We start from the raw sequence: 19,304 nt of genomic DNA, 5'->3' as shown, positions 1-19,304 counted from the left end.
TTTTTCAATGAAAAATAAATTTTAGGCTGCGGTAGCTAAATCCAAATTCTTTTCATTAAAAGTATCTCCATGATTCAAATCACCATATTTCAAGCCGCGTTTGAACCAATTGATTCGTTGCTGGCTAGAACCATGAGTAAAGCTATCCGGTACTACATAGCCCTGATATTCCTTTTGCAAGGTATCATCTCCAATCGCGTTCGCTGCAGCGATCGCCTCTTCAATGTCTCCTTCTTCCAAAATCGGTTGGCCTTGGTAGGTTTCCCCCGCTAAGTATTTTGAAAAGCAGCCAGCTAGATAATCGGCCTGCAATTCCAAACGAACGCTATATTGATTGTATTCAGATTCAGAAACATGCTGTCTTATCTTATCCAACTGTGCAGAGATACCTAGCTCGTTTTGGACGTGATGCCCAACTTCATGAGCGATAACGTAAGCCATGGCATAGTCCCCTGTTGCACCATATTTATTAGATAGCTCATCAGCGAAGCTCAAGTCCAAGTATACATTTTGATCTGCAGGGCAATAAAATGGTCCGACCTGTGAACTAGCCTGTCCACAAGCAGAATGAACACTATCAGTGAATAGCACAAGCTTCGGATTTTGATAGGATTCGTTAAGTTGTTCGAATTCATCATTCCAATAATCTTCCAAATGGGCAAAAACAACCGCCGCAAATTCTTTTTGATCCGTGTACTCTTTTGAAGAAACATCTTTTGTTTCATAGGCTGCAGGGGTAATACCGCCACCCAAAGTATCGGTCACTGTACTTAAATCACCGCCTGAGATAAAGAAAACAATAATAGCAATCAAAAAAATGCCGATACCTCCACCAGCAGCCATTTTCCCTGTCGGACGGCCGCTGCTGCCTGATCGATCCTCGACATTTGAACTTTGCCGATCTCCTCGCCAACGCATAATACTTTCCCCCTTTTTCTCTCAAGTTTATTTTATTCGAAAAGCCCGATAGAACCAAAAATTATGATCAATAACTACTTTGGAGAAGAAGCCTTTTTTAAGTAGGGCGGATAGTATTCAATCGATTGAATTATAAGAATTGTTATTTTAATGCGAGAGAATCTGTTGAAATATTTAATGTGAACTTGATAAGTTTTACTTTTATCTTTGTATTTATTTTCACTATTTTGATAGTTTATAAAATATTTGGGTAAAAAAGAATCGAGCGTTTTCAGTCAGAATTGGCATCTAAATGTTGATAAATCAAGGCTATTCGATGTTTATTCAATAATTTAAAAAATATTATTGAAATGTATTTGTAACATTTCTTTTATATGCATGATATATCACTGTGTTAAAATTACTTCTGACGTTATGCGATCTATCATTCTAAATCAACATAATAGCCGGAGGAATAATTAGTGAAAAAGAGTTTATTATCAGCATTGTTAGTTTGTACAATCGCTGTATCAGCAGTACCAAGTATTGCTTTAGCCGATAACTACGATCAACAAATCCAAGAAAAAGATCAAAAAATTAGTGATTTGCAAGGAAAACAATCGGATGTTCAAACACAAATTGATGAATTAACAGGTGAAATTGCTACAGTCAGCGGAAAAGTCAAAGACTTAGAAGCAAAGCAAGATCAATTAAACAAAGATACAATGAAGTTGCAAGAAAAAATCGCTACTTTGAAAGTACGTATCGCAAAACGTAACGAAGTAATCAAGAACCAAGCCCGTGATACACAGGTGAAGGGACAAGCTTCTAATTATGTTTCAGCTGTTTTAGAAGCAGACTCATTATCAGATGTAATTGGCCGAGTTCAAGCGATGTCAACAATGGTCAAAGCAAACCATTCTTTGATGGAACAGCAAAAAGCCGACGAAAAAGCGGTTGAAGAAAAAGTCAAAGACAATGAAACGAAAGTTGCTGAAATTCAAACGAACCAAAAGGAATTGGAAGCACAAAAAAATGAGATTGCTAACAAACAAGCTGAATTGAATGTTGTGAAAGCAAACTATGCTGCAGAACAAGCAACAGCTGAACAAGATAAATCTAAATTGAAGAAACAACAAGAAGAAGCAAAAGCAGAACAAGCCCGTGTCTTGAAACAACAGCAGGATGCTGAAAAGGCTCGTAAAGCTGAAGAAGCACGCCAAGCCAAAGAAGCGGAAAAAGCTCAAAAAGCTTTCGAAGAATCTCAAGCTAAAGCAGCTCAAGAACAAGCAGAGCAAGCCAAAGAGGCAGCTGAAAGCTCAACTTCTACTGCATCATCAAGTACGAGTGAAGAAAGTTCAACGTCATCTTCTGCAACGACAGAATCAAAAACTGAGACAACAAGTTCAGCCAATGATACAAATACACCAGCGCCAACACCTGCACCATCAACAGGGACAGGCGGAAACAAAGTGGATCACACAGGTTCTGGTAATATGTATGCAGTAGGACAATGTACATGGTATGTTAAAAATGTTGCACCTTGGGCTGGCACTTATTGGGGGAACGGATGCCAGTGGGGCGCATCAGCAGCAGCTGATGGTTTCCAAGTAGACGGCTCACCAGCAGCTGGTTCGATCGTTGTCTTTGCGCAAGGTCAATCAGTTGGAACATGGAATGCGGACCCTTCATACGGACACGTTGCTTATGTTCAATCATACAATGCTTCAAATAATACAATCACTATAACTCAAGGCGGTATGGGATTCCCATCACCGACTGGACCAAATACTGCGACATTAAGCGCAGCCGGCTTACAATATATTCACCCATAAGAAATAAGCAAAAGAGTTTCCGATTTTTTCGGAAACTCTTTTTTTGAATTTCAAAAAAGGGAAAAAATTGAATCAACCGCTTTAACGATAACCGGCTTCACGGACTAGCTTTATCGATAATAAGCTGAGCGAGTTCGCGAAGCCTTTCGAATAGAAAGAGATTGCTAACTAGAATTTTTCAAATCGAGAAGCAATAACTAGAATTATAAATAAGTTAGCAAGTCTTGAAAAAGCAGTGCACTAGAGGCGGCACCGGGATCAACATGGCCAATCGAACGTTCTCCTAAATAGGAAGCGCGCCCTTTTTTAGCTTGTAGTTCGCTTGTGTGTTGTTCAGCTGCTTTGATGCTATCTTTTGACAAAGCCGCTTTTTTTAATTCTTGGACAACGGGGTACCAGACATCCACCATGGTCTTATCTCCAGGGGTTGCTTTTCCACGAGATTGAATACCTATTAACCCTGCTTCTAACAATTCACCTAATTGTTTCTCACTAGTAATTTCTGTAATATCTTTTGTCGCTTTAGTTAAACTCATAAAAGCTGAACCATATAAGGGACCAGAAGCGCCTCCAACTTTAGAGATCAATGCCATGGAAAGAACCTTGAAGGTATCGCTAATTGTACTTGGCTGTTTTGCTTCAAAGGCACTCCTATATTCACTCATACCTCGGTTCATATTATTTCCATGATCACCGTCACCAATTGGTGTGTCTAATTCGCTTAGATAGTCTTTATTTTCTTCGATAGATTTACCAAAGTCTGATAACCAAGCTTGAATTTCTTTCACTGTTACTCTCATTCTTTCCTACTCCTTTAATAGCTATTCTTTTTACCAAGAGATTGTTGAGACATCGGCCGATAAAGCTTTTTGCCAAGTCTCATCTGTTAAATCAATGAAAGTCAGTGATACCCCCTGCATATCAATAGAGGTCATGTAATTGCCGACTTTATGGAAAGAAACCTGGATATTTTCTTCAATCAGCAAATTCAAAACATCATTGATAAAGATAAACTGTTCCATTAATGGTGTGCCGCCCATCCCATTGACTAAGACACCAATTTTTTTGGGCTTTTGATCGTAAGCATGAATCAGCTTTCCAACAAGTTCTTTAGCTAGTGATTTCGAAGGCTGTAATTTTTCTCTGCGGTAACCTGGTTCACCATGAATGCCGACACCAAATTCAATTTCATCTTCAGCGAGTGAAAAGCCCGGTTTGCCAACTTCTGGAACTGTTGCCGCTTTTAAGGCAACGCCGATTGTTTTCGTAGATGAAACGACACGATCGCCTAGTGCCTTTAGCTCGTTTAGACTTGCTCCGTTTTTAGCATTAGCTCCAAGAATTTTATGGACCAAGACAGTGCCTGCTACTCCGCGTTTACCAGCTGTGTAGGTACTGTCTTCTACTGCGATATCATCATCTACTACAACGATCTCAACAGGAATATCGTTCATCTCTGCTAAATCCTTAGCCATTTCAAAGTTCAAAATATCCCCAGTATAGTTTTTAACGATCAATAGGACTCCCTCGCCTTGATTTGCTTCATTGATGGCTATTTCGATTTGATCGGGTGTGGGTGAAGTAAATACATCACCTAAGACAGCGGCACTCAACATTCCGTTGCCGACAAAACCTGCATGAGCCGGCTCATGTCCACTGCCGCCGCCAGAGACAAGTCCTACCTGTTTAGCGGTGGTATTTTTTGCAATAACCCGAGAATCACCGATTCGATGGACGAGCTCAGGGTAGCTTTTGACGATACCAGTAAGCATTTCTTCGATACTGTCTTTTGGCTCATTGATGATTTTTTTCATTTTAATTCCAACCCTTCATAGGAGCATTTTTTGCTTCTGCTAAAATATGTTCGACGTCATCGGAAACGCTCGCGGTAATTCCAGCAGCGAATGCGCCTTCAACTAATGGGGCATCAACCAAAACATACTTAGCCTGTTGATCCTCCTCTAACATATCAAAGGCTAGTTCAGCACTTAAAACGGCGCTGCCTAGATCGGCGAAAACGAAGAATTTATCGACTGACTTCGCTTTGTTAACTGCTTCGACGATTTTGGTCGGATCACTTCCTAATTCACCATCGGAAGTGCCGCCTAAAGAAATGATTTGAAGCGATTCGCTTTGAGCCATCTGTTCGATCATTTCCTTGATTCCATCTGTAATTTTTTGACTATGAGAAATTAGTAAAATTGCTTTGTTCATCAAACTGCTCCTTTCGTTTTTTTGATCAATCTGTAAATGGGTTATTTTTGATGAGCATCTTTGTAGGCTTGGCCGATTCGATCAGCAACGATGATGGCATTGGCAACTTCTTCTTCAACAATTGGAAACGGCATTGAATGAATCGATTCTTCTGAGATTGAAGCAATTTTGGCTACTTCTAAGGCTTCTTCAAAGGTGATTGATTCGACACCAAGATCGGCTAAGGTAAGTGGTAGGCCAATCGCTGCCATGAAATCCATCACAGCATTTATTTCAGCTGTTTCTGCGTTTTCTAAAACTAGCTGTGCTAAAGTCGCAAAGGCTACTTTTTCTCCGTGAAGGTAATGATGAGTTCCTGAAAGAACAGTCATCCCATTGTGGATTGCATGAGCTGCAGCTAATCCGCCGCTTTCAAAACCTAAACCAGATAGCAAGATGTTCGTTTCTACGATTTTATTTAATGCTTCTGTTACGAGGTTAGCGTCACAGGCTATTTTTGCATTTAACCCATCCTCTTGCAGGTGTTCCCAACAAAGCTTAGCCATCGCTAATGCCGCATAAGTACCGCTGGCAGGAGGAGTCAACCCTTCACGAGATCCCATTGGCAGGCTTGCATTTACTCGTGAATAGGAATTATGGGTGGCACGAGCTTCAAAATAGGTGGATAATGCATCTCCCATACCTGCAACTAGGAATCGAGTAGGTGCTTTGGCGATGACTTTAGTATCTACCAGCACGACGCTAGGGCTTTGCTTGAAATAAGCATAGTCGTCAAAAGAGCCATCAGCATGGTAAAGTACAGCCGAATGTGAAGTTGGTGCGTCTTGAGCTGCAATCGTAGGTACGATGATCAATCGCTCGCCTTCAGCAACGACCTTTGAGGCATCAATTGCTTTTCCGCCGCCCAATCCAATAATACAATCGGTTTGCTTCTCTTTAGCGATCGCCTGCAAACGTTGGGTCTCATCTCGGGTCACCTCGCCATTGAATCCGCCTTCAACAAATGAAATGTTGAATCTCTTCGCTGTCGCATCAAGCTGCGGGCGGACACGTTCGACATCATCAGGATTGGCGATCAGCAACGCGCTCTTACCGAATGTTGCAACAAAATAGCCTAAGTTTAGTAACTCGTCTTCTCCTTGAACGTATTTAGTTGGTAAAATTAATGCTTTTCTCATGGGTGAAACCTCCTTAGTTTTAAGTACAAGGTAATCATAAAGCGTTCTCACAGGAAAAGCATTGAACTATGTTACCGCTTTCTTTCAGAAATCAATTGAACTATTTTGTTAAATAGGATTATTTTGTGATTTTACAAGAAAGTTCTATAATGCAATGGAGAGGTGATCGTGTGAGTAATACACAATTTGATATTGAACAGGTTTTGGATTTGAACAAATGGGAGGCGGTTCAAGAAAGTATTGCGATCGCCACGCATTTAGCTATTATTTTGGTGGATTATCGAGGAAAACCGATTACGCGACATAGTGAAGTGAAACCGTTTTGTCAATTGGTTCGTAATCATCCGGAGCTTTCTGTTTACTGTGAAAAGTGTGATTCGCGAGGCGGGCTTGAAGCGGTTCGAACAGGGCAACCATTTATTTATCGCTGCCATTTTAATATTGTCGATATGGCGATTCCCATTATGATTGACAATCGCTATGTAGGAGCTATTATGGCTGGGGAGATTTTATTAGCTGAAGGGCAGGAAGAGTTGGAGCAAGTGTTGCAATTAGAGGATCAACTCTATTTGAAAACATTCAAAAAGCAACATCAGGAGTTGATCGATCACTATCCGCGATTTAGTCAAGAGAACTTGAAAAAATCAGCGGAAATGCTGGAGAAAATTAGTGAATACATCGTTAGTGAGGCGATCAAAAAGGATTATCTGATCAAAGCGTATAAACAAACTTTACGTCTTTCAAAACAGAAGACATCATTTAACGAGGATGTGTTAGATTTAGAGTTCGTACAAAAAGATATCCAATATACAAAGTTAGAAAACCGTCTGCAAGAGTCTAACGGCGTGTATTTAGCCAAAAATAAGCTGCTGCAGCCAGCGATCGATCTAGTGTTTGAGAATAAAGAGCGTCATATTGATCTAAAAACTTTGGCGGCTGTGACCAATGTCTCGCCGAGTTACCTGAGCCGTTTATTAAAGGCGGAGTTTGGTGAACCGTTCAGTAAAATATATGGCAGGTTAAAAGTTTATTGGGCAGAACAACTGTTGGAAACGACAAATTGGGCGATTAGTGAAATCAGTGATGCACTTGGGTTTGTTGAGCCCAGTTATTTTGTTCGAAGCTTTAAAAAAATTACGGGCGTTACGCCATTGAATTATCGAAAAGAGAAAATGCGAACAGAATAGCTGTTGAGTAAAAGCTATCAGATAGGACTCTTTCAATTAGAGAGAGTCTTTTTATTATTTACTATCAAAAATGAATGATTCCGTTATAATGGACAGGTATGATTTTTTACATAGAAGGGAATCGTTTATTCATGCTTACGAAGCTTTCAAATTACATAAAATCTGATTTAATTGAACGAGAAACAAACGAAACACAAGACAGAGATACCCTGGAACAATTGATCGTTAAAAATGGTGGCCATTCTTTCAGTGAAGAACAACTAAGGGCAATTCGTTTTCCAATGCAGACGCATTTACGAATCATTGCTGGTGCGGGAAGTGGAAAGACACAGACGATTTGCGCGAAAGCGGCCTATTTAGTACTAGAAAAAGCAGTTGACCCAAAGACGATTATGATGTGTACCTTTTCCCGCAAAGCGAAAATGGAAATGGAGGCACGTGTCAATCAATACTTAGGCGGCTATGCTCGGATCAACGTTCAAACGTTCCATAGCTGGTTTAATGCAGAATATAATGATTTGGTGCGCCAAATCCCCTCGGCGAAGCAGTGGGGAATCGAAGCTGAGGTCAATGAGGAGCACTATTATCAAGCAATAAATCAATTGATCAAAAAATATCGGTTATATAATTTTGATAAATTTGAAGATCGAACGATCGCTTCACGGATTAGCTACTGGAGAAATATGGGTTATTCTGATCAAGAGATGGTTAATTTTATTGCAAAATATTTTGATAAAGAAGAGATTCTTCCAAATCAGCAATTGAGTAAGGTATTTCAGCAGTTTTTAGCTGAATTAGAAAAGTTGAAAAGAGTTCAGCAGTTTATCAATTTTGATGACATGCTGTTTAATTTAAAGCAGATCTTGGAAAAGGATGAATCAGCTCGTCATTTTTTACAGGAAAAATATCGTTACATTTTTATCGACGAGTTTCAAGATATCAATCCATTGCAAAAGCAAATCGTCGCATTGATTTGTCCGCCAGATAAACAGTCTGAGCAGATAAATTCAGGTAAGCTGATCATTGTTGGCGATGATGATCAAAGTATTTATTATTTTCGTGGAGCAGAGCCTAGTTATATCAAAGAATTTGAACAAGAGTACCAACAAACCACCTTGCAATTAATGACCAATTATCGTTCAGACGCACCAATTGTGGAGGCGGGAAACCGATTGATTCACTACAATGCGCATGATCGGTTAGAAAAAGTTATGACTGCCAACAAAACAACGACGGTTCATGATTGCTATGGCATTGGTTTTCCTGATGACGAGGCTGAAGCCGCCTGGATTGGACAGAAAATCCAAAGCCTGGCACGGAAAACACCTCTAGCTGACGGGAGCCCTGATTATCGCGATACGATGGTTTTATTTCCAACACGTGTACAATTACGTTCATTGTTGAAACAATTAGAAAAGCAGAACGTCCCGTTTGTCACACCCTCCAATGATGATTTGTTAGGGATTTTTGGACTACCATTGTTTAAAACGCTTTTCCAGCAGTTAGAAATGCTGGCGTCAGCAACATCCATGCAGCAGAAAAATGAGGCATTGAAAAAAATCATTCAACAATATGCCTTTTTTCACTATATCAAATTTGATGTCAGCGCTAAATTCAGCGAGGAGTTATTCAGCAAAAATAAATTCAAAATCAACGAGCTCATCGCTTTTTTAATCAGTGAACGAAAGCTCTCGCAGGCATCCCAGGATCAGGCGAAGGAATTCTTTAAGCAAATTTATTTGTTTTATCAACGGCAGCAACTGGATCTTGCTGCGTTTGCCGCTGCGTTATTAACGACACCAAAATTCAAAAAGGATTTGAGTGATGAAGAAGCTGATTGGCTGCAGAAAGAATTATCCGCAGCAGGCGATTGGCCCGGTCTTCTAGAGGCGTTTCAACAAACCAGTCAACAAAATCAAGGGATGAAAAAACGGTTGAATGACTATAATCAGGAAAAATTGAATGCTGTTTATTTATTGTCGATCCATGCTAGCAAAGGACTGGGAAAGAAAAATATTTTTGTCAAAGGTGTTTATCAAGATGCGCTGCCAAACCACCATACTGTCAAAAAAGCTGACTGTGATTTGCAAAAAGCAAAAGGCGAGGCAGCTCCGCCAACAACGTTAGAAGAGCAGCGGCGATTAATGTATGTTGCAATTACGCGTGCAAAAGAGAACCTTTATGTCACCTTTCCTAAGACAGTCAATAATAAAACGACTGCTGCCTCGCCGTTTCTAAAAGAGGCAGGTCTGCCTCTTAAAGAGTATCAAGAAAAATAGTATAATAATGAAGAAACGAGGAGGACTCATGCTGGATTTAAGATTAGAGATAGGCAATGCGCAATATTTACGAGCGGCCAGCTGCTATGTTCGTATGAAGGTCTTTGTTTTGGAAAGAGCTCTCGCATTGTCAGAAGAGTTTGATCAAAATGATACAGCTGATACGGTTTATTGTGTCCTTTTCGCCGGCTCACTGCCAGTTGCCACCGCTCGCCTGCTAACAGAAGCTGCTGGAATTGCACGCATTGGCCGTGTAGCGACAATAGATGGCTACCGAGGAAAACACTTGGGTAGCCAAGTAATCAGAGCTTTAGAGAATTTGGCCTTGGAGAAAGAGTTTAAGCAGATTTGGATTCATGCGGAATTGACTGCGGCAGTATTTTATGAAAAATTAGGTTATCTCAGAGATGGGGAGCTTTATGAAGAAGATGGCGTACCTTGTATTACATTGGTGAAAAGAATTTAAGTCAGTGTGTCGAAGGGATGGGAGAGCATGGATCATCAAGAGCAGGCAATGACATATTTTCAAGCGGGCTGTAACTGTTGTCAAGCGATCGTAGGGGCCTATTGCAAAGAAATAGGAGTAGGGCTGGATCATGCCAACAGCCTTGCTAGCGACTATGGCGGAGGGAATTACCAAGGATTATGCGGTGCATTAGCCGGTGCGTACATGGTAGCTAATTATTTAAAAGGAACGCCAGACAGGGCTGATCCTGCTAAATGTAAAGATGATGAGGCCGGAAGATTTTTAGTTGAAATGACACAAGCGTTTGAGGGAAAGTGCGGTTCATTGTATTGCACAAAGCTGCTAGGTAGAAAGCCATGTGTTGACTATGTTCAAGCAGCTGTAGCGATTATTGAAGACACTTTAGTTGAATAATGAGACGCGGGTCAGCCATTAGAGAAGATGACTGATCCTTTTCTATTCATATTTAAAAATGAAAATGGTTAAAAAGGATTTGTAAACTCAAAAGCATTATGTTACGATTTTCACTATCTAGAGAAAATGTATGATTATACGATTATTGGAGGCGGTATACATAAGATGAGTATTTCAACTATTTCAGAAATCAAAGAAAATCTTGTGAATTACTTGTCCAAATGGAAAAAGCAAATTGCCAGTGGATTAATGCTTCTTGCAGTTCTAATGCTTTTGACGATTGTGAACAGAGTAATGCCCAATAATTCTGCTTGGCTCCAGGGTGGTTGGACGAACCAATCGACCGGCTATTCGTTCAAAGCACAAAATGCTGAGTTTACTGACTGGATAATCAAATGTAACGGTACTACTGTTTTAAAACATGCGAAAGTTGCTGTCAATTCAAACAAAAAGCGAGTCGTAATGACCGATGATGGAAATAAAATCGAATACCATGCAATCAGAACGGGTCGTAAACAATTGAAATTGAAAGTAGTAAGCAATGGTAAAACAACAAGTTTAAGGGAACTAAAGAAAAAATAGTTGAAGATCAATCATCGAATGAGGTGATTGATCTTTTTTATTTAAAAAATCTCTGGGAGAACAATTCTTTGCTGGTATTTTGTAAAAATAGTACTATCAAGAAAGAGGTCATACTTCTAATTTTAGTGTCTAAAAATTGGGCGTATTGCATATAAGATGGACCTAATAAAATGAGACACGCGTTGAAAATAGGCTTGAACTCAATATAAAAAGGGGAGCTTACCATGAAAATTGTTGTTATCGGCGGAGTAGCAGGCGGTCCTTCATTTGCCACGCGGTTGCGTCGCTTGGATGAAGAGCACGAGATCGTGATTTATGAACGTGGAGAGAATATTTCCTACGCTAGCTGTGCGCTGCCGTATTATTTAGGCGGGGTGATTGAAGACTTAGATTCTTTGATCGAACGGACACCGGAAATTTTGAAGGTGAAAAACAATATCGATGTCTTTACGACACACGAGGTACAGGCGATTGATCCAGATAAAAAGCAGCTAGTCGTCAAAGATATAAAGACTGACGAAGAAACAACGACTGATTATGATAAATTAGTTATTTCCGCAGGGGCGCGGCCGACTTTGCCGCCGATCAAGGGAGCGGAACAGGCAGAGAATGGATTTGTATTGCGGAGTGTAACAGATGCTGCTGAGATCAAAACATTTATCGATGAACAGGCGCCTAGAAAGGTATTGGTTTTAGGCGCCGGAGTGATGGGACTGGAATTGGCTGAAAACTTTAAGCATCGTGGAATGGAGGTGACACTTGTTGATCAGCTGCCGCAAGTAGCTTTTCCATATGATGAGGAAATTGCCGATTTGATCTATGATAAGTTGATCGAAAATGGGCTGCATATTCATTTGAATAGTCACGTGGCAGAAATTCGCCAAGCGGGTAAAGAAGTACTTTTATCTGATGGCAAGACTCTTGAGCCAGACATGATTATTTTTGCGACAGGAGTGGCGCCAAATAATGAAGTGGCAAAAACAGCAGGGATTGAATTGTCTGAAGACGGACAAATCGTCGTCAATGATCAATTAGAAACAAATGTATCGGATATTTATGCGATTGGCGATATTATCAAGACAACGAGTGTGGTTACAGGATTAGCCACATCGAGCATGCTATCGAGTGCGGCTAATCGTCAAGGTCATATGTTGGCGGATATGATTAATGGTACGCCAATGCGCTATCGCGGCTATATCGGTGCGGGTGTAGCGAAAATTTTTGATTACACCGCAAGCTATACGGGTATGACTGAACACGCATTGAAGGCTGCTGGCATTACGAATTATAAGTCAGTATTTGTGACACCATTTGATCACGCGAATTTCTACCCAGGAGCAACGCGATTAAATCTTAAAATTATTTTCGATGCAGCAACTGGGAAAATTTTAGGCGGTCAAGCGGTTGGAGAAAAAGGCGTGGACAAACGTATGGGAGAATTATCGGTCGCGATTACTGGAAATCTAACTGTTTTTGATTTGCCAGATTTGGAGCTGCCATACTCGCCGCCGTATTCAACGACACGCGATCCATTGAATATTGCTGGATATGTAGCAATCAACCAAATGACCAATGTTGTAGAAACAATCAAGGCAGCGGATATTCCGGCAGAAGATCTTAAAAATGCCTTCTTTTTAGATATTCGTGAACCCAATAAAGCAACGTCTGGCAGCATCGAAGCAACCAAGAATATTCCGATGAATGAGCTGCGTGATCGAATCGGCGAAATTCCGAGCGATCGTAAAGTTTATATTACCTTTAGAAAAGGTCTGAATACCTATACCTCGGCTCGTATTTTGGCTGGTTTAGGGATTCCAGCGATTTTGATAGAGGAGTAACGTGATGAATGAGTTTAAACAAGTATTTAACCACGCGCAGCAATTTTTGATTTTACAAGCGTATATTGATTCTCAACTTTCAGAAGAAGAGTTGATGAATTTTACATTGTTAGAAACTGTTGATGGAATTCCTGTAGTTTTTTATTCGGCGGGAGCGCTGGTGATTCAACCAAACATTGATTTGGATCAGTTCACCCATAGCTTCTTACCAAAGAATAAAATTAAGCTGCAACGCGACCTAAATGATTTGGTGGTTCCTTTTTCTGAACAAAAATTACATTTTCACTTCGACCAGATAGACGAAGCCGAACAAGTGGTGAATGATTTCGTTTACTTATATTCGGCTCCTGAATAGTTGCACTCGAAAAATCACCGTAGTAAAGTGAAGGAAGAAATGAAGTTCGTTTTTTTGAAAAAGGAGTACAACAATAAGAATTGGAGGGCTCACAAGATGAAGAATACACAATTTGCAATGGAAATGCTGGATCGTGCGCAAGAACGATTTGAGGATACCTTTGCTCAGATGACGACAGAAGAAGCGAATGAGATGCCGGCGCCTTTGATCAAATCGGTAATTTGGCTGATGTGGCATACAGCGCGTGAATTGGACATGCAAATCTCTGATTTAAATGGAACGGAATATTTATGGACAAGTGCTGGATGGTCAGAAAAATTTGCCTTAGATTTACCAGATGATACAGAAGATTATCGGCATACACCAGAAGAAGCAGCGAAAGTTATTGTAACGGATCGTCAATTGGTGCGTGATTACTTGTCTGCCAGTGTTGAATTTACGAAGCAGTATCTAGACAAAATCGATGAGGGCAGCCTTGCTGATGTGATTGATACGAACTGGGATCCGCCAGTCACACGTCAAGTACGGATTATTTCGGCTATTGATGATGCCGTGATGCATTCGGGTCAAGCTGTCTATACTAGACGATTGGTACTAGGAAAATAGTTTTTGGATGAGCAGTTCTTTCGTAATGAGAGGACTGCTTTTTTAGGAAGTTTTTTACTAATGTATAAAGGAAAAGAGAAAGATCGATCATCTATTGTGATGGTTGATTTTTTTGTTTAGGCATTGTTTTTAAAGAGAAAAAATAAACGTATTCTATTTGTTTACTGGTTTTGCGGATTTGTAATCTATTAAACTTATCATTTTCATTGTGATAGTAAATGAGGGTTGATACAATTCTTAAAGCATCCACCGTGTCGCGGCACTAGTGATTAAAAAGCTTATTTTCTAAACAGATACGTTTTGCACTGTTAGGTGGAAAAAGTTCAACTTTTCTAATTGAAAGGGGTTTCTTATACTGTGTATGTAAATGATTGCGCTTGCAAAGATGCTAATTTAATTTCTTTGTCTATGGATAAGCAAGCAGAGAAAATTTTTTTGCGATTGCTGGACATCGTGAGGATAGACAATTTGTTAATAAAGAGTCTTCATTAAGAAGAAAGGAGCGGTGTGGATGAGAGAGGTACAAATACTGACAGCGTTAAGGGCAAATGACTACTTAAAAATCGATCAGTTAGCCAAAAAGATTGGTGTTTCATCCAGAACAATCCGTAATGATCTGCAAGGACTATCAGAATTACAACAAGGCTTTGTGATTGAAAGATCTGCTAAGCTGGGCTATCGGCTGATTGTTTCAGATGAGGAAAAATTTTCTTCGTATTTGGGAGGTTTTACTGAGACAGTGATTGAAATGCAAAAGGATCGTCTTGAGTCCTTATTGAGTCTATTGTTGATTGATGAAAATTATCAGACAGTCAAACAATTGAGTGAGGAGCTGTCAGTCAGCGGGAGCCAGATTAAAAAGGATCTTTCCAAGCTTGAGCTATATCTTAAGGGCAGTTCTTTGAGTTTGGAACGGAAAGCTCATTATGGCATCCGAATTATCAGCGAACTGAAGAATCGGCTGTTGTTGCTTTTAGATCGCTATCAGCGAGGCAATGCGAAATTACTGGAAAAGCTGGAAGCAGCAATCCCTCTTGAACAACAGCAGCAGTTGAAAGATAGTCTCTATCATTTGATCGGCAAGCATAATTGGGAGATCGATTACGTGGAATTTCGAAGGCTGGAAGAGGAGCTGTATTTACTATTATTGATCAATAGAAGGACTGTGCAGGATGACATTCCTAAGTCCTTTTTAACGGAAGTTCTTTTGGAAACAAGCTTGTCGGTTCCTGTTCAAAAGGAGGTTCATGAGTACTTTGAAGCTAGTCTGCTAGCCAAAACGAAGAAGCTCGAAATCCTGAGCAACAAGCAATTACTGAAGGAGGAAATCAGCAGCTTTTTCCAACAAATGGACCAGCAGCAAAATACTCATTTTTCTACCGATCAAGAATTCATTGATCTCGTCTATCTACATGTAGCAGCGTTGATCGAGCGTTCACGCAAGGAAGTGAACTTCAGTAACCCTTATTTGGAGGTTATCAGTAAGGACTATCCTATGATTTTCAATTTCGCGGTGCTGTTTTCAAAATGGCTGGAGGAAAAATTTGAGCTGAAAATCGCTTCTGATGAAATTGGTTATCTGGCGACCCACATGACAGTCCCCTATCATAAATGGCAGCAGAAATTGATTGAAAATATCTATCGGATCGCAGTAGTTTGTTCGTCTGGTGGTGGGATGGCTTATCTGGTAGAAATGAAATTGAAGCGAATTTTTCCGCGTGCGAAGATTCAAACGTTTTCAATGTTTGAAATGGAGAACGTTCAAGCCTATTATCCCGATTTGATCTTTTCGATTATTGAATTAACGATCGAGGTCGATTGTCCAATCATCTTAATGAGTGAGATTCAAAGTGAGCTTGATTATCTAGAGGTGAGTGAAAATCTTAGCCTATTAAAGAATGAAGAGAATTTTTCAGTTGAACGAGCGTTTTTTGAATTATTTTCCGAGTCGTTGTTTCGGATTGATATCTATCGAGACTATCCTGATATTTTGATGGACTTAGCTGATCAGGTAGAGGAGCAAGTTGGTTTTGCAGGCTACAAGGAATCTTTGATGGAACGAGAAAATTATTTATCGACGATTTATCAGAATGGGATTGCTATCCCTCATCCATTGGTTATGTCGGGCAAAGAAAATCGAGTCGCGGTTTGCTTATTGCCTGAAGGAGCAGGTAAGACTGAACGGACAGCAAAGATTATTTTTATGGTTTCACTAAAGGCGGAGCAACTAGATATTCATCAAATCATCTCGAAAGAGCTAAGCAAGTTGATGAATCATCCAGCAGCAATCAATGCATTAGTCGAAAGTAAAGATTATCACGAATTTTACTATACATTAAAACGAGTTTTAGGAAGAAGGAATTTGAGTGAACATTGATTTTTTGAAAAAACTTTCCAACGCTGACGGAATAGCCAGTAATGAAAGGGAGGTCCGCCAAACGATTTTAACCGAACTGGAAGAACTGCCCTACGAAAAAAGAACAGATGGACTTGGCAGCCTGATTTTTACCAAAAAGGGAAAAAGTCCCAAAAGTATTATGATCTGCGGACATATGGATGAAGTTGGTTTTATGGTTCGAAGCATTAGTGATTTAGGCCTAATTCATTTAATGGTCGTAGGCGGAGTGAAGCCGCTGGCTCAGCATCTGCAAAAAATTCGGATCACGACCTTTGATGGAAGAAAAATAAACGGCATCGTCAACGGCGACTATCGTGAGGGCAAGACAGACAACCTTTACTGCGATATTGGGGCAACGAGTGCGGAGGAAGTGGCTGCTTTGGGTATTGAGGTTGGTAATATGGGATGCTATGCCACTGAGTTCGAAGAATTTGCTGTTAAGGATATCTATGCTGGAAAAGCATTTGACGACCGGTTAGCTTGCTTTGTAATGGGCGAGTTGATGAAAAGATTAGCCGCGGAGGAATTGCCATTAACCATCCATTTTGCTAATACCAGCAGCGAAGAAGTGGGCATCCGAGGGGCGAAGACAGCTGTACAAATGATGAATCCAGATGTCGTTTTTGTTATTGATGTGGCAACCTTCAGTACTGAATTTGTCCGTGATCACACCAATCAGCGCCAAATCGGCAAGGGTCCGATCCTGACACATTTTGACCGAACGTTGGCTCCAAATCTAGAAATGGTTCATTACGTTAAGGAAACTGCAAAAAAAGGAAATATTCCGTTGCAGCTGGATATGTTTAATTCCGGCGGTACCGATGGCGGCGAAGCGCATAAAGTAAATGAAGGAAAACCGACTGTTGTGACGATTTTACCAGTCCGCTATGGTCATTGTGCTTATTCGATCGTAAATAAACAAGATGTTCAACAAATGATTGATCTGTATGAAGGCTTAATCAAAGATTTCACGGAAGCAACGTATCACCGCGTGGCGGATTTCATTTAAAGGGGATAGAACAACATGACAAAAGAAGAACAAGAAATCGTCCAATTGATCTCGATCGCTGGCGAAAGCAAAGCCAAAGCTTTCGAAGCGTTAAAATGTGTCAAAACCAAAGATTTCGATAGAGCAAAAGGACTAATTGCAGAGTCACGCGATTTAGATTTAGAAGCTCATAATATTCAGACGGAATTAATTAGTCGTGAACTGAATGAGGAGATAGAGTCATCAAATGTTGGCTTGCTGATGGTCCATGCGCAGGATCATTACATGACTAGTCAATTAGCGCGCGATTTGATCGAAACATTAATCTCAGTCTTACAATAATAAAAATAGAGAAAAGGGGAAATGAGTTATGAAAATTTTACTATGCTGTGCTGGAGGATTCTCTACAAATATGCTGATGCAAAATATGCGCAAGGTAGTGCAACAAAGCGCAAAATTAAAGGATGAGGACTTTGATTTTACTGCGATACCAGCTGATTCAATTGAAAGTCAAATCGATGGCTGGGATATCGTCTTAGTTGGACCGCAAATCACTCACAAAATCGACTTCATCAAATCCATTCTGGAGCCGCGAGATATTCCTTATGCAGTGATTGATAAAGATGTGTATGGACAAATGGATGGCGCAACTGTAATGAAACTGGCTTTAGTCACCCATAAAAAACATCAGCTAGCTAAGCAAACAGTATAAACCAAATAGAAGAGGAGAAATATTATGTTCGCAAAATTTGAGGCTTTTATGAACCGTTTCTTCGTCCCATTAGCTCACAAGGTCGATAACCAACGACATTTGAGTGCTATCAAAGCTGGGATGGTTGCTATGACCCCCTTCACTATTTTAGGAAGCTTCTTTGCTATCTTGCCTGCATTGCCAAATATGCTGGGAGAATCCAACGCATTTAGTAAATTTATTTTGAGCAATGCAGAGCTGTTTAACTTGCCAGTGACATTGTCGACTGGCTTGATCGGACTTTATGCTTGTGCCGCAATTTCTTACAATTTAGGAAATCATTACAAACTATACATTCCAGGTGCAGTGACCTTATCACTTTTCGGTTTTTTGTTTATGACGGCGACGTTTGATGAAAATGGCCTGTTAGATATTACTAACTTTGGTGCGAAAGGACTTTTTACTGCAATGTTTGTGGCCTTGATCACTGTGGAATTGTATCAATTTTGTAAAAAGCGCAATCTGACCATTCGAATGCCGGAAGGGGTACCGGATTTTGTCTCAAAATCATTTGAACTTATTCCAGTAACATTGATTGTTGGCGGTACCTTTATTCTTGGCCGCTTTGCTTTGATGCAAACATCTGGTGAATTACCGCCAACGATCCTGACTCGTTTCTTATCCCCATTGGTTGGTTCGATGGACAATCCGTGGTCTGTATTGGCTTTGAATTTCTGTATATGCTTGATTTTCTTCTTTGGAATTCATTCGTCTGTTTTCAGTCCGATTACTCGTCCGATCATGGTTGCTTTTATTGCCGAAAATATTTCTGCTTTTCAAGCGGGGCAGCCCATTCCGCATTTCTATACTGCTGGAGCATCTAGCGCATTCTTTGGATTCACAGGATGCGGCATTTCGATTGGTTGTATTGTGGCCTGTCTGGTTTCAAAATCAAAACGCTACCGTCAAATCGGGAAAGTGTCCTTGTTCCCTGCTTTGTTTGGGATTAATGAGCCCATCTTGTTTGGGGCACCGATCATTTTGAATCCATTGATGTTTATCCCACATGTATTCGGCGGAGCGATCATTGGTACGTTGCCGATGTTCTTCATGCATTGGGGATTGATCAATAAACCGATCTTTGATCCGCCATATGTGGGAGTTTTCTTAGAAGGATTTTTGACGAATGGAGACTGGCGGACAATCTTAGTCAATGCTCTGCAATTAGTCCTTGCAGTCGCAATCTATGTTCCCTTCTTTAAGGTGATGGAACGAAACGAGTTGAAAGATGAAGCGAAGAAAAAAGAACAGAAAAATATCTTTGACCAAGGGGATACGGATATTTTGGATGGCTTAGATCTGGACTTCTAGAATGG

At 40.3% G+C, this 19,304-nt stretch carries 19 protein-coding genes; 14 read left to right on the top strand and 5 right to left on the bottom strand.

What is annotated here, in order from left to right; genetic code table 11:
• Positions 1-21: 21 nt before the first annotated feature.
• Positions 22-918: a KPN_02809 family neutral zinc metallopeptidase gene (ypfJ, locus tag JZO85_RS20855; protein ID WP_207110446.1), complete on the bottom strand. Its 897-nt coding sequence runs from the start codon at positions 916-918 to the stop codon at positions 22-24.
• A gap of 461 nt (positions 919-1,379) precedes the next feature.
• Here ypfJ and JZO85_RS20850 point away from each other — a divergent pair, with 461 nt between their 5' ends.
• Positions 1,380-2,732, top strand: a complete 1,353-nt coding sequence (locus JZO85_RS20850) for a PcsB-like coiled-coil domain-containing protein (RefSeq protein WP_207110445.1) — start codon at positions 1,380-1,382, stop codon at positions 2,730-2,732.
• Positions 2,733-2,935: 203 nt separating this feature from the next.
• On the opposite strand, the gene dhaL is transcribed toward JZO85_RS20850, so the two are convergent.
• Genes dhaL through JZO85_RS20830 form a run of 4 tightly spaced genes read right to left on the bottom strand, consistent with a single transcriptional unit; the run spans position 2,936 to position 6,124 of the window.
• Positions 2,936-3,532 carry a dihydroxyacetone kinase subunit DhaL gene (dhaL, locus tag JZO85_RS20845; protein WP_207110444.1) on the bottom strand — a complete coding sequence of 199 codons (597 nt, stop codon included), beginning with the start codon at positions 3,530-3,532 and terminating at the stop codon, positions 2,936-2,938.
• A 30-nt stretch (positions 3,533-3,562) separates the two neighbouring features.
• Positions 3,563-4,546: a dihydroxyacetone kinase subunit DhaK gene (gene dhaK, locus JZO85_RS20840; protein ID WP_207110443.1), complete on the bottom strand. Its 984-nt coding sequence runs from the start codon at positions 4,544-4,546 to the stop codon at positions 3,563-3,565.
• A gap of 1 nt (position 4,547) precedes the next feature.
• The gene (dhaM, locus tag JZO85_RS20835; protein ID WP_207110442.1) at positions 4,548-4,946 is read right to left on the bottom strand and encodes a dihydroxyacetone kinase phosphoryl donor subunit DhaM; all 399 of its coding nucleotides are present in this window, start codon (positions 4,944-4,946) and stop codon (positions 4,548-4,550) included.
• Between the two features lie 41 nt (positions 4,947-4,987).
• Positions 4,988-6,124, bottom strand: coding sequence for a glycerol dehydrogenase (locus JZO85_RS20830; RefSeq protein ID WP_207110441.1), 1,137 nt, complete (start codon positions 6,122-6,124; stop codon positions 4,988-4,990).
• 170 nt (positions 6,125-6,294) lie between these two features.
• On the opposite strand from JZO85_RS20830, the gene JZO85_RS20825 reads away from it, so the two are divergent.
• The 13 genes from JZO85_RS20825 (at position 6,295) to JZO85_RS20765 (ending at position 19,299) form a co-directional block, all read left to right on the top strand.
• Positions 6,295-7,311, top strand: a complete 1,017-nt coding sequence (locus JZO85_RS20825) for a PocR ligand-binding domain-containing protein (protein WP_347401815.1) — start codon at positions 6,295-6,297, stop codon at positions 7,309-7,311.
• A gap of 131 nt (positions 7,312-7,442) precedes the next feature.
• The gene (locus tag JZO85_RS20820; protein WP_207110439.1) at positions 7,443-9,590 is read left to right on the top strand and encodes an ATP-dependent helicase; all 2,148 of its coding nucleotides are present in this window, start codon (positions 7,443-7,445) and stop codon (positions 9,588-9,590) included.
• 28 nt (positions 9,591-9,618) lie between these two features.
• Complete coding sequence (locus JZO85_RS20815) at positions 9,619-10,056, top strand: GNAT family N-acetyltransferase (protein WP_207110438.1); 438 nt, start codon at positions 9,619-9,621, stop codon at positions 10,054-10,056.
• 27 nt (positions 10,057-10,083) lie between these two features.
• On the top strand, positions 10,084-10,470 hold the full coding sequence (locus tag JZO85_RS20810) for a C-GCAxxG-C-C family protein (protein WP_207110437.1): 387 nt from the start codon (positions 10,084-10,086) through the stop codon (positions 10,468-10,470).
• A 165-nt stretch (positions 10,471-10,635) separates the two neighbouring features.
• Positions 10,636-11,052: a hypothetical protein gene (locus JZO85_RS20805; protein WP_207110436.1), complete on the top strand. Its 417-nt coding sequence runs from the start codon at positions 10,636-10,638 to the stop codon at positions 11,050-11,052.
• A gap of 224 nt (positions 11,053-11,276) precedes the next feature.
• On the top strand, positions 11,277-12,890 hold the full coding sequence (locus tag JZO85_RS20800; RefSeq protein WP_207110435.1) for an FAD-dependent oxidoreductase: 1,614 nt from the start codon (positions 11,277-11,279) through the stop codon (positions 12,888-12,890).
• Positions 12,891-12,894: 4 nt separating this feature from the next.
• Positions 12,895-13,245 (top strand): hypothetical protein, encoded by a 351-nt coding sequence (locus JZO85_RS20795; protein ID WP_207110434.1) that lies wholly within the window; start codon positions 12,895-12,897, stop codon positions 13,243-13,245.
• Positions 13,246-13,341: 96 nt separating this feature from the next.
• Positions 13,342-13,851 carry a DinB family protein gene (locus tag JZO85_RS20790; protein ID WP_207110433.1) on the top strand — a complete coding sequence of 170 codons (510 nt, stop codon included), beginning with the start codon at positions 13,342-13,344 and terminating at the stop codon, positions 13,849-13,851.
• A gap of 511 nt (positions 13,852-14,362) precedes the next feature.
• Positions 14,363-16,228, top strand: coding sequence for a BglG family transcription antiterminator (locus JZO85_RS20785; RefSeq protein ID WP_207110432.1), 1,866 nt, complete (start codon positions 14,363-14,365; stop codon positions 16,226-16,228).
• Positions 16,218-17,258: an aminopeptidase gene (gene ypdE / locus JZO85_RS20780; protein ID WP_207110431.1), complete on the top strand. Its 1,041-nt coding sequence runs from the start codon at positions 16,218-16,220 to the stop codon at positions 17,256-17,258. The genes JZO85_RS20785 and ypdE overlap by 11 nt, the downstream gene beginning before the upstream one ends.
• 15 nt (positions 17,259-17,273) lie before the next feature.
• Positions 17,274-17,579 carry a PTS sugar transporter subunit IIA gene (locus JZO85_RS20775; RefSeq protein WP_207110430.1) on the top strand — a complete coding sequence of 102 codons (306 nt, stop codon included), beginning with the start codon at positions 17,274-17,276 and terminating at the stop codon, positions 17,577-17,579.
• A 28-nt stretch (positions 17,580-17,607) separates the two neighbouring features.
• Positions 17,608-17,949 (top strand): PTS sugar transporter subunit IIB, encoded by a 342-nt coding sequence (locus tag JZO85_RS20770; RefSeq protein WP_207110429.1) that lies wholly within the window; start codon positions 17,608-17,610, stop codon positions 17,947-17,949.
• Positions 17,950-17,973: 24 nt separating this feature from the next.
• A complete protein-coding gene (locus tag JZO85_RS20765; RefSeq protein WP_207110428.1) occupies positions 17,974-19,299 on the top strand; it encodes a PTS sugar transporter subunit IIC in 1,326 nt (441 codons plus the stop codon).
• Positions 19,300-19,304 lie beyond the last annotated feature (5 nt).

This window comes from Candidatus Enterococcus murrayae, assembly GCF_017315985.1.
GTDB classification, from domain to species: domain Bacteria; phylum Bacillota; class Bacilli; order Lactobacillales; family Enterococcaceae; genus Enterococcus_A; species Enterococcus_A murrayae.
Note: the sequence above shows the minus strand (reverse complement) of the source record. Positions and strands in the feature narration are given on the sequence as shown.

Excerpts from the sequence above, each read along its gene's own strand:
- ypfJ (WP_207110446.1), bottom strand. The coding sequence starts at position 918 with ATGCGTTGGCGAGGAGATCGGCAAAGTTCAAATGTCGAGGATCGATCA.
- dhaL (WP_207110444.1), bottom strand. The coding sequence starts at position 3,532 with ATGAGAGTAACAGTGAAAGAAATTCAAGCTTGGTTATCAGACTTTGGT.
- dhaK (WP_207110443.1), bottom strand. The coding sequence starts at position 4,546 with ATGAAAAAAATCATCAATGAGCCAAAAGACAGTATCGAAGAAATGCTT.
- dhaM (WP_207110442.1), bottom strand. The coding sequence starts at position 4,946 with ATGAACAAAGCAATTTTACTAATTTCTCATAGTCAAAAAATTACAGAT.
- JZO85_RS20830 (WP_207110441.1), bottom strand. The coding sequence starts at position 6,124 with ATGAGAAAAGCATTAATTTTACCAACTAAATACGTTCAAGGAGAAGAC.
- JZO85_RS20820 (WP_207110439.1), top strand. The coding sequence starts at position 7,443 with ATGCTTACGAAGCTTTCAAATTACATAAAATCTGATTTAATTGAACGA.
- JZO85_RS20815 (WP_207110438.1), top strand. The coding sequence starts at position 9,619 with ATGCTGGATTTAAGATTAGAGATAGGCAATGCGCAATATTTACGAGCG.
- JZO85_RS20810 (WP_207110437.1), top strand. The coding sequence starts at position 10,084 with ATGGATCATCAAGAGCAGGCAATGACATATTTTCAAGCGGGCTGTAAC.
- JZO85_RS20805 (WP_207110436.1), top strand. The coding sequence starts at position 10,636 with ATGAGTATTTCAACTATTTCAGAAATCAAAGAAAATCTTGTGAATTAC.
- JZO85_RS20800 (WP_207110435.1), top strand. The coding sequence starts at position 11,277 with ATGAAAATTGTTGTTATCGGCGGAGTAGCAGGCGGTCCTTCATTTGCC.
- JZO85_RS20795 (WP_207110434.1), top strand. The coding sequence starts at position 12,895 with ATGAATGAGTTTAAACAAGTATTTAACCACGCGCAGCAATTTTTGATT.
- JZO85_RS20790 (WP_207110433.1), top strand. The coding sequence starts at position 13,342 with ATGAAGAATACACAATTTGCAATGGAAATGCTGGATCGTGCGCAAGAA.
- JZO85_RS20785 (WP_207110432.1), top strand. The coding sequence starts at position 14,363 with ATGAGAGAGGTACAAATACTGACAGCGTTAAGGGCAAATGACTACTTA.
- JZO85_RS20775 (WP_207110430.1), top strand. The coding sequence starts at position 17,274 with ATGACAAAAGAAGAACAAGAAATCGTCCAATTGATCTCGATCGCTGGC.
- JZO85_RS20770 (WP_207110429.1), top strand. The coding sequence starts at position 17,608 with ATGAAAATTTTACTATGCTGTGCTGGAGGATTCTCTACAAATATGCTG.
- JZO85_RS20765 (WP_207110428.1), top strand. The coding sequence starts at position 17,974 with ATGTTCGCAAAATTTGAGGCTTTTATGAACCGTTTCTTCGTCCCATTA.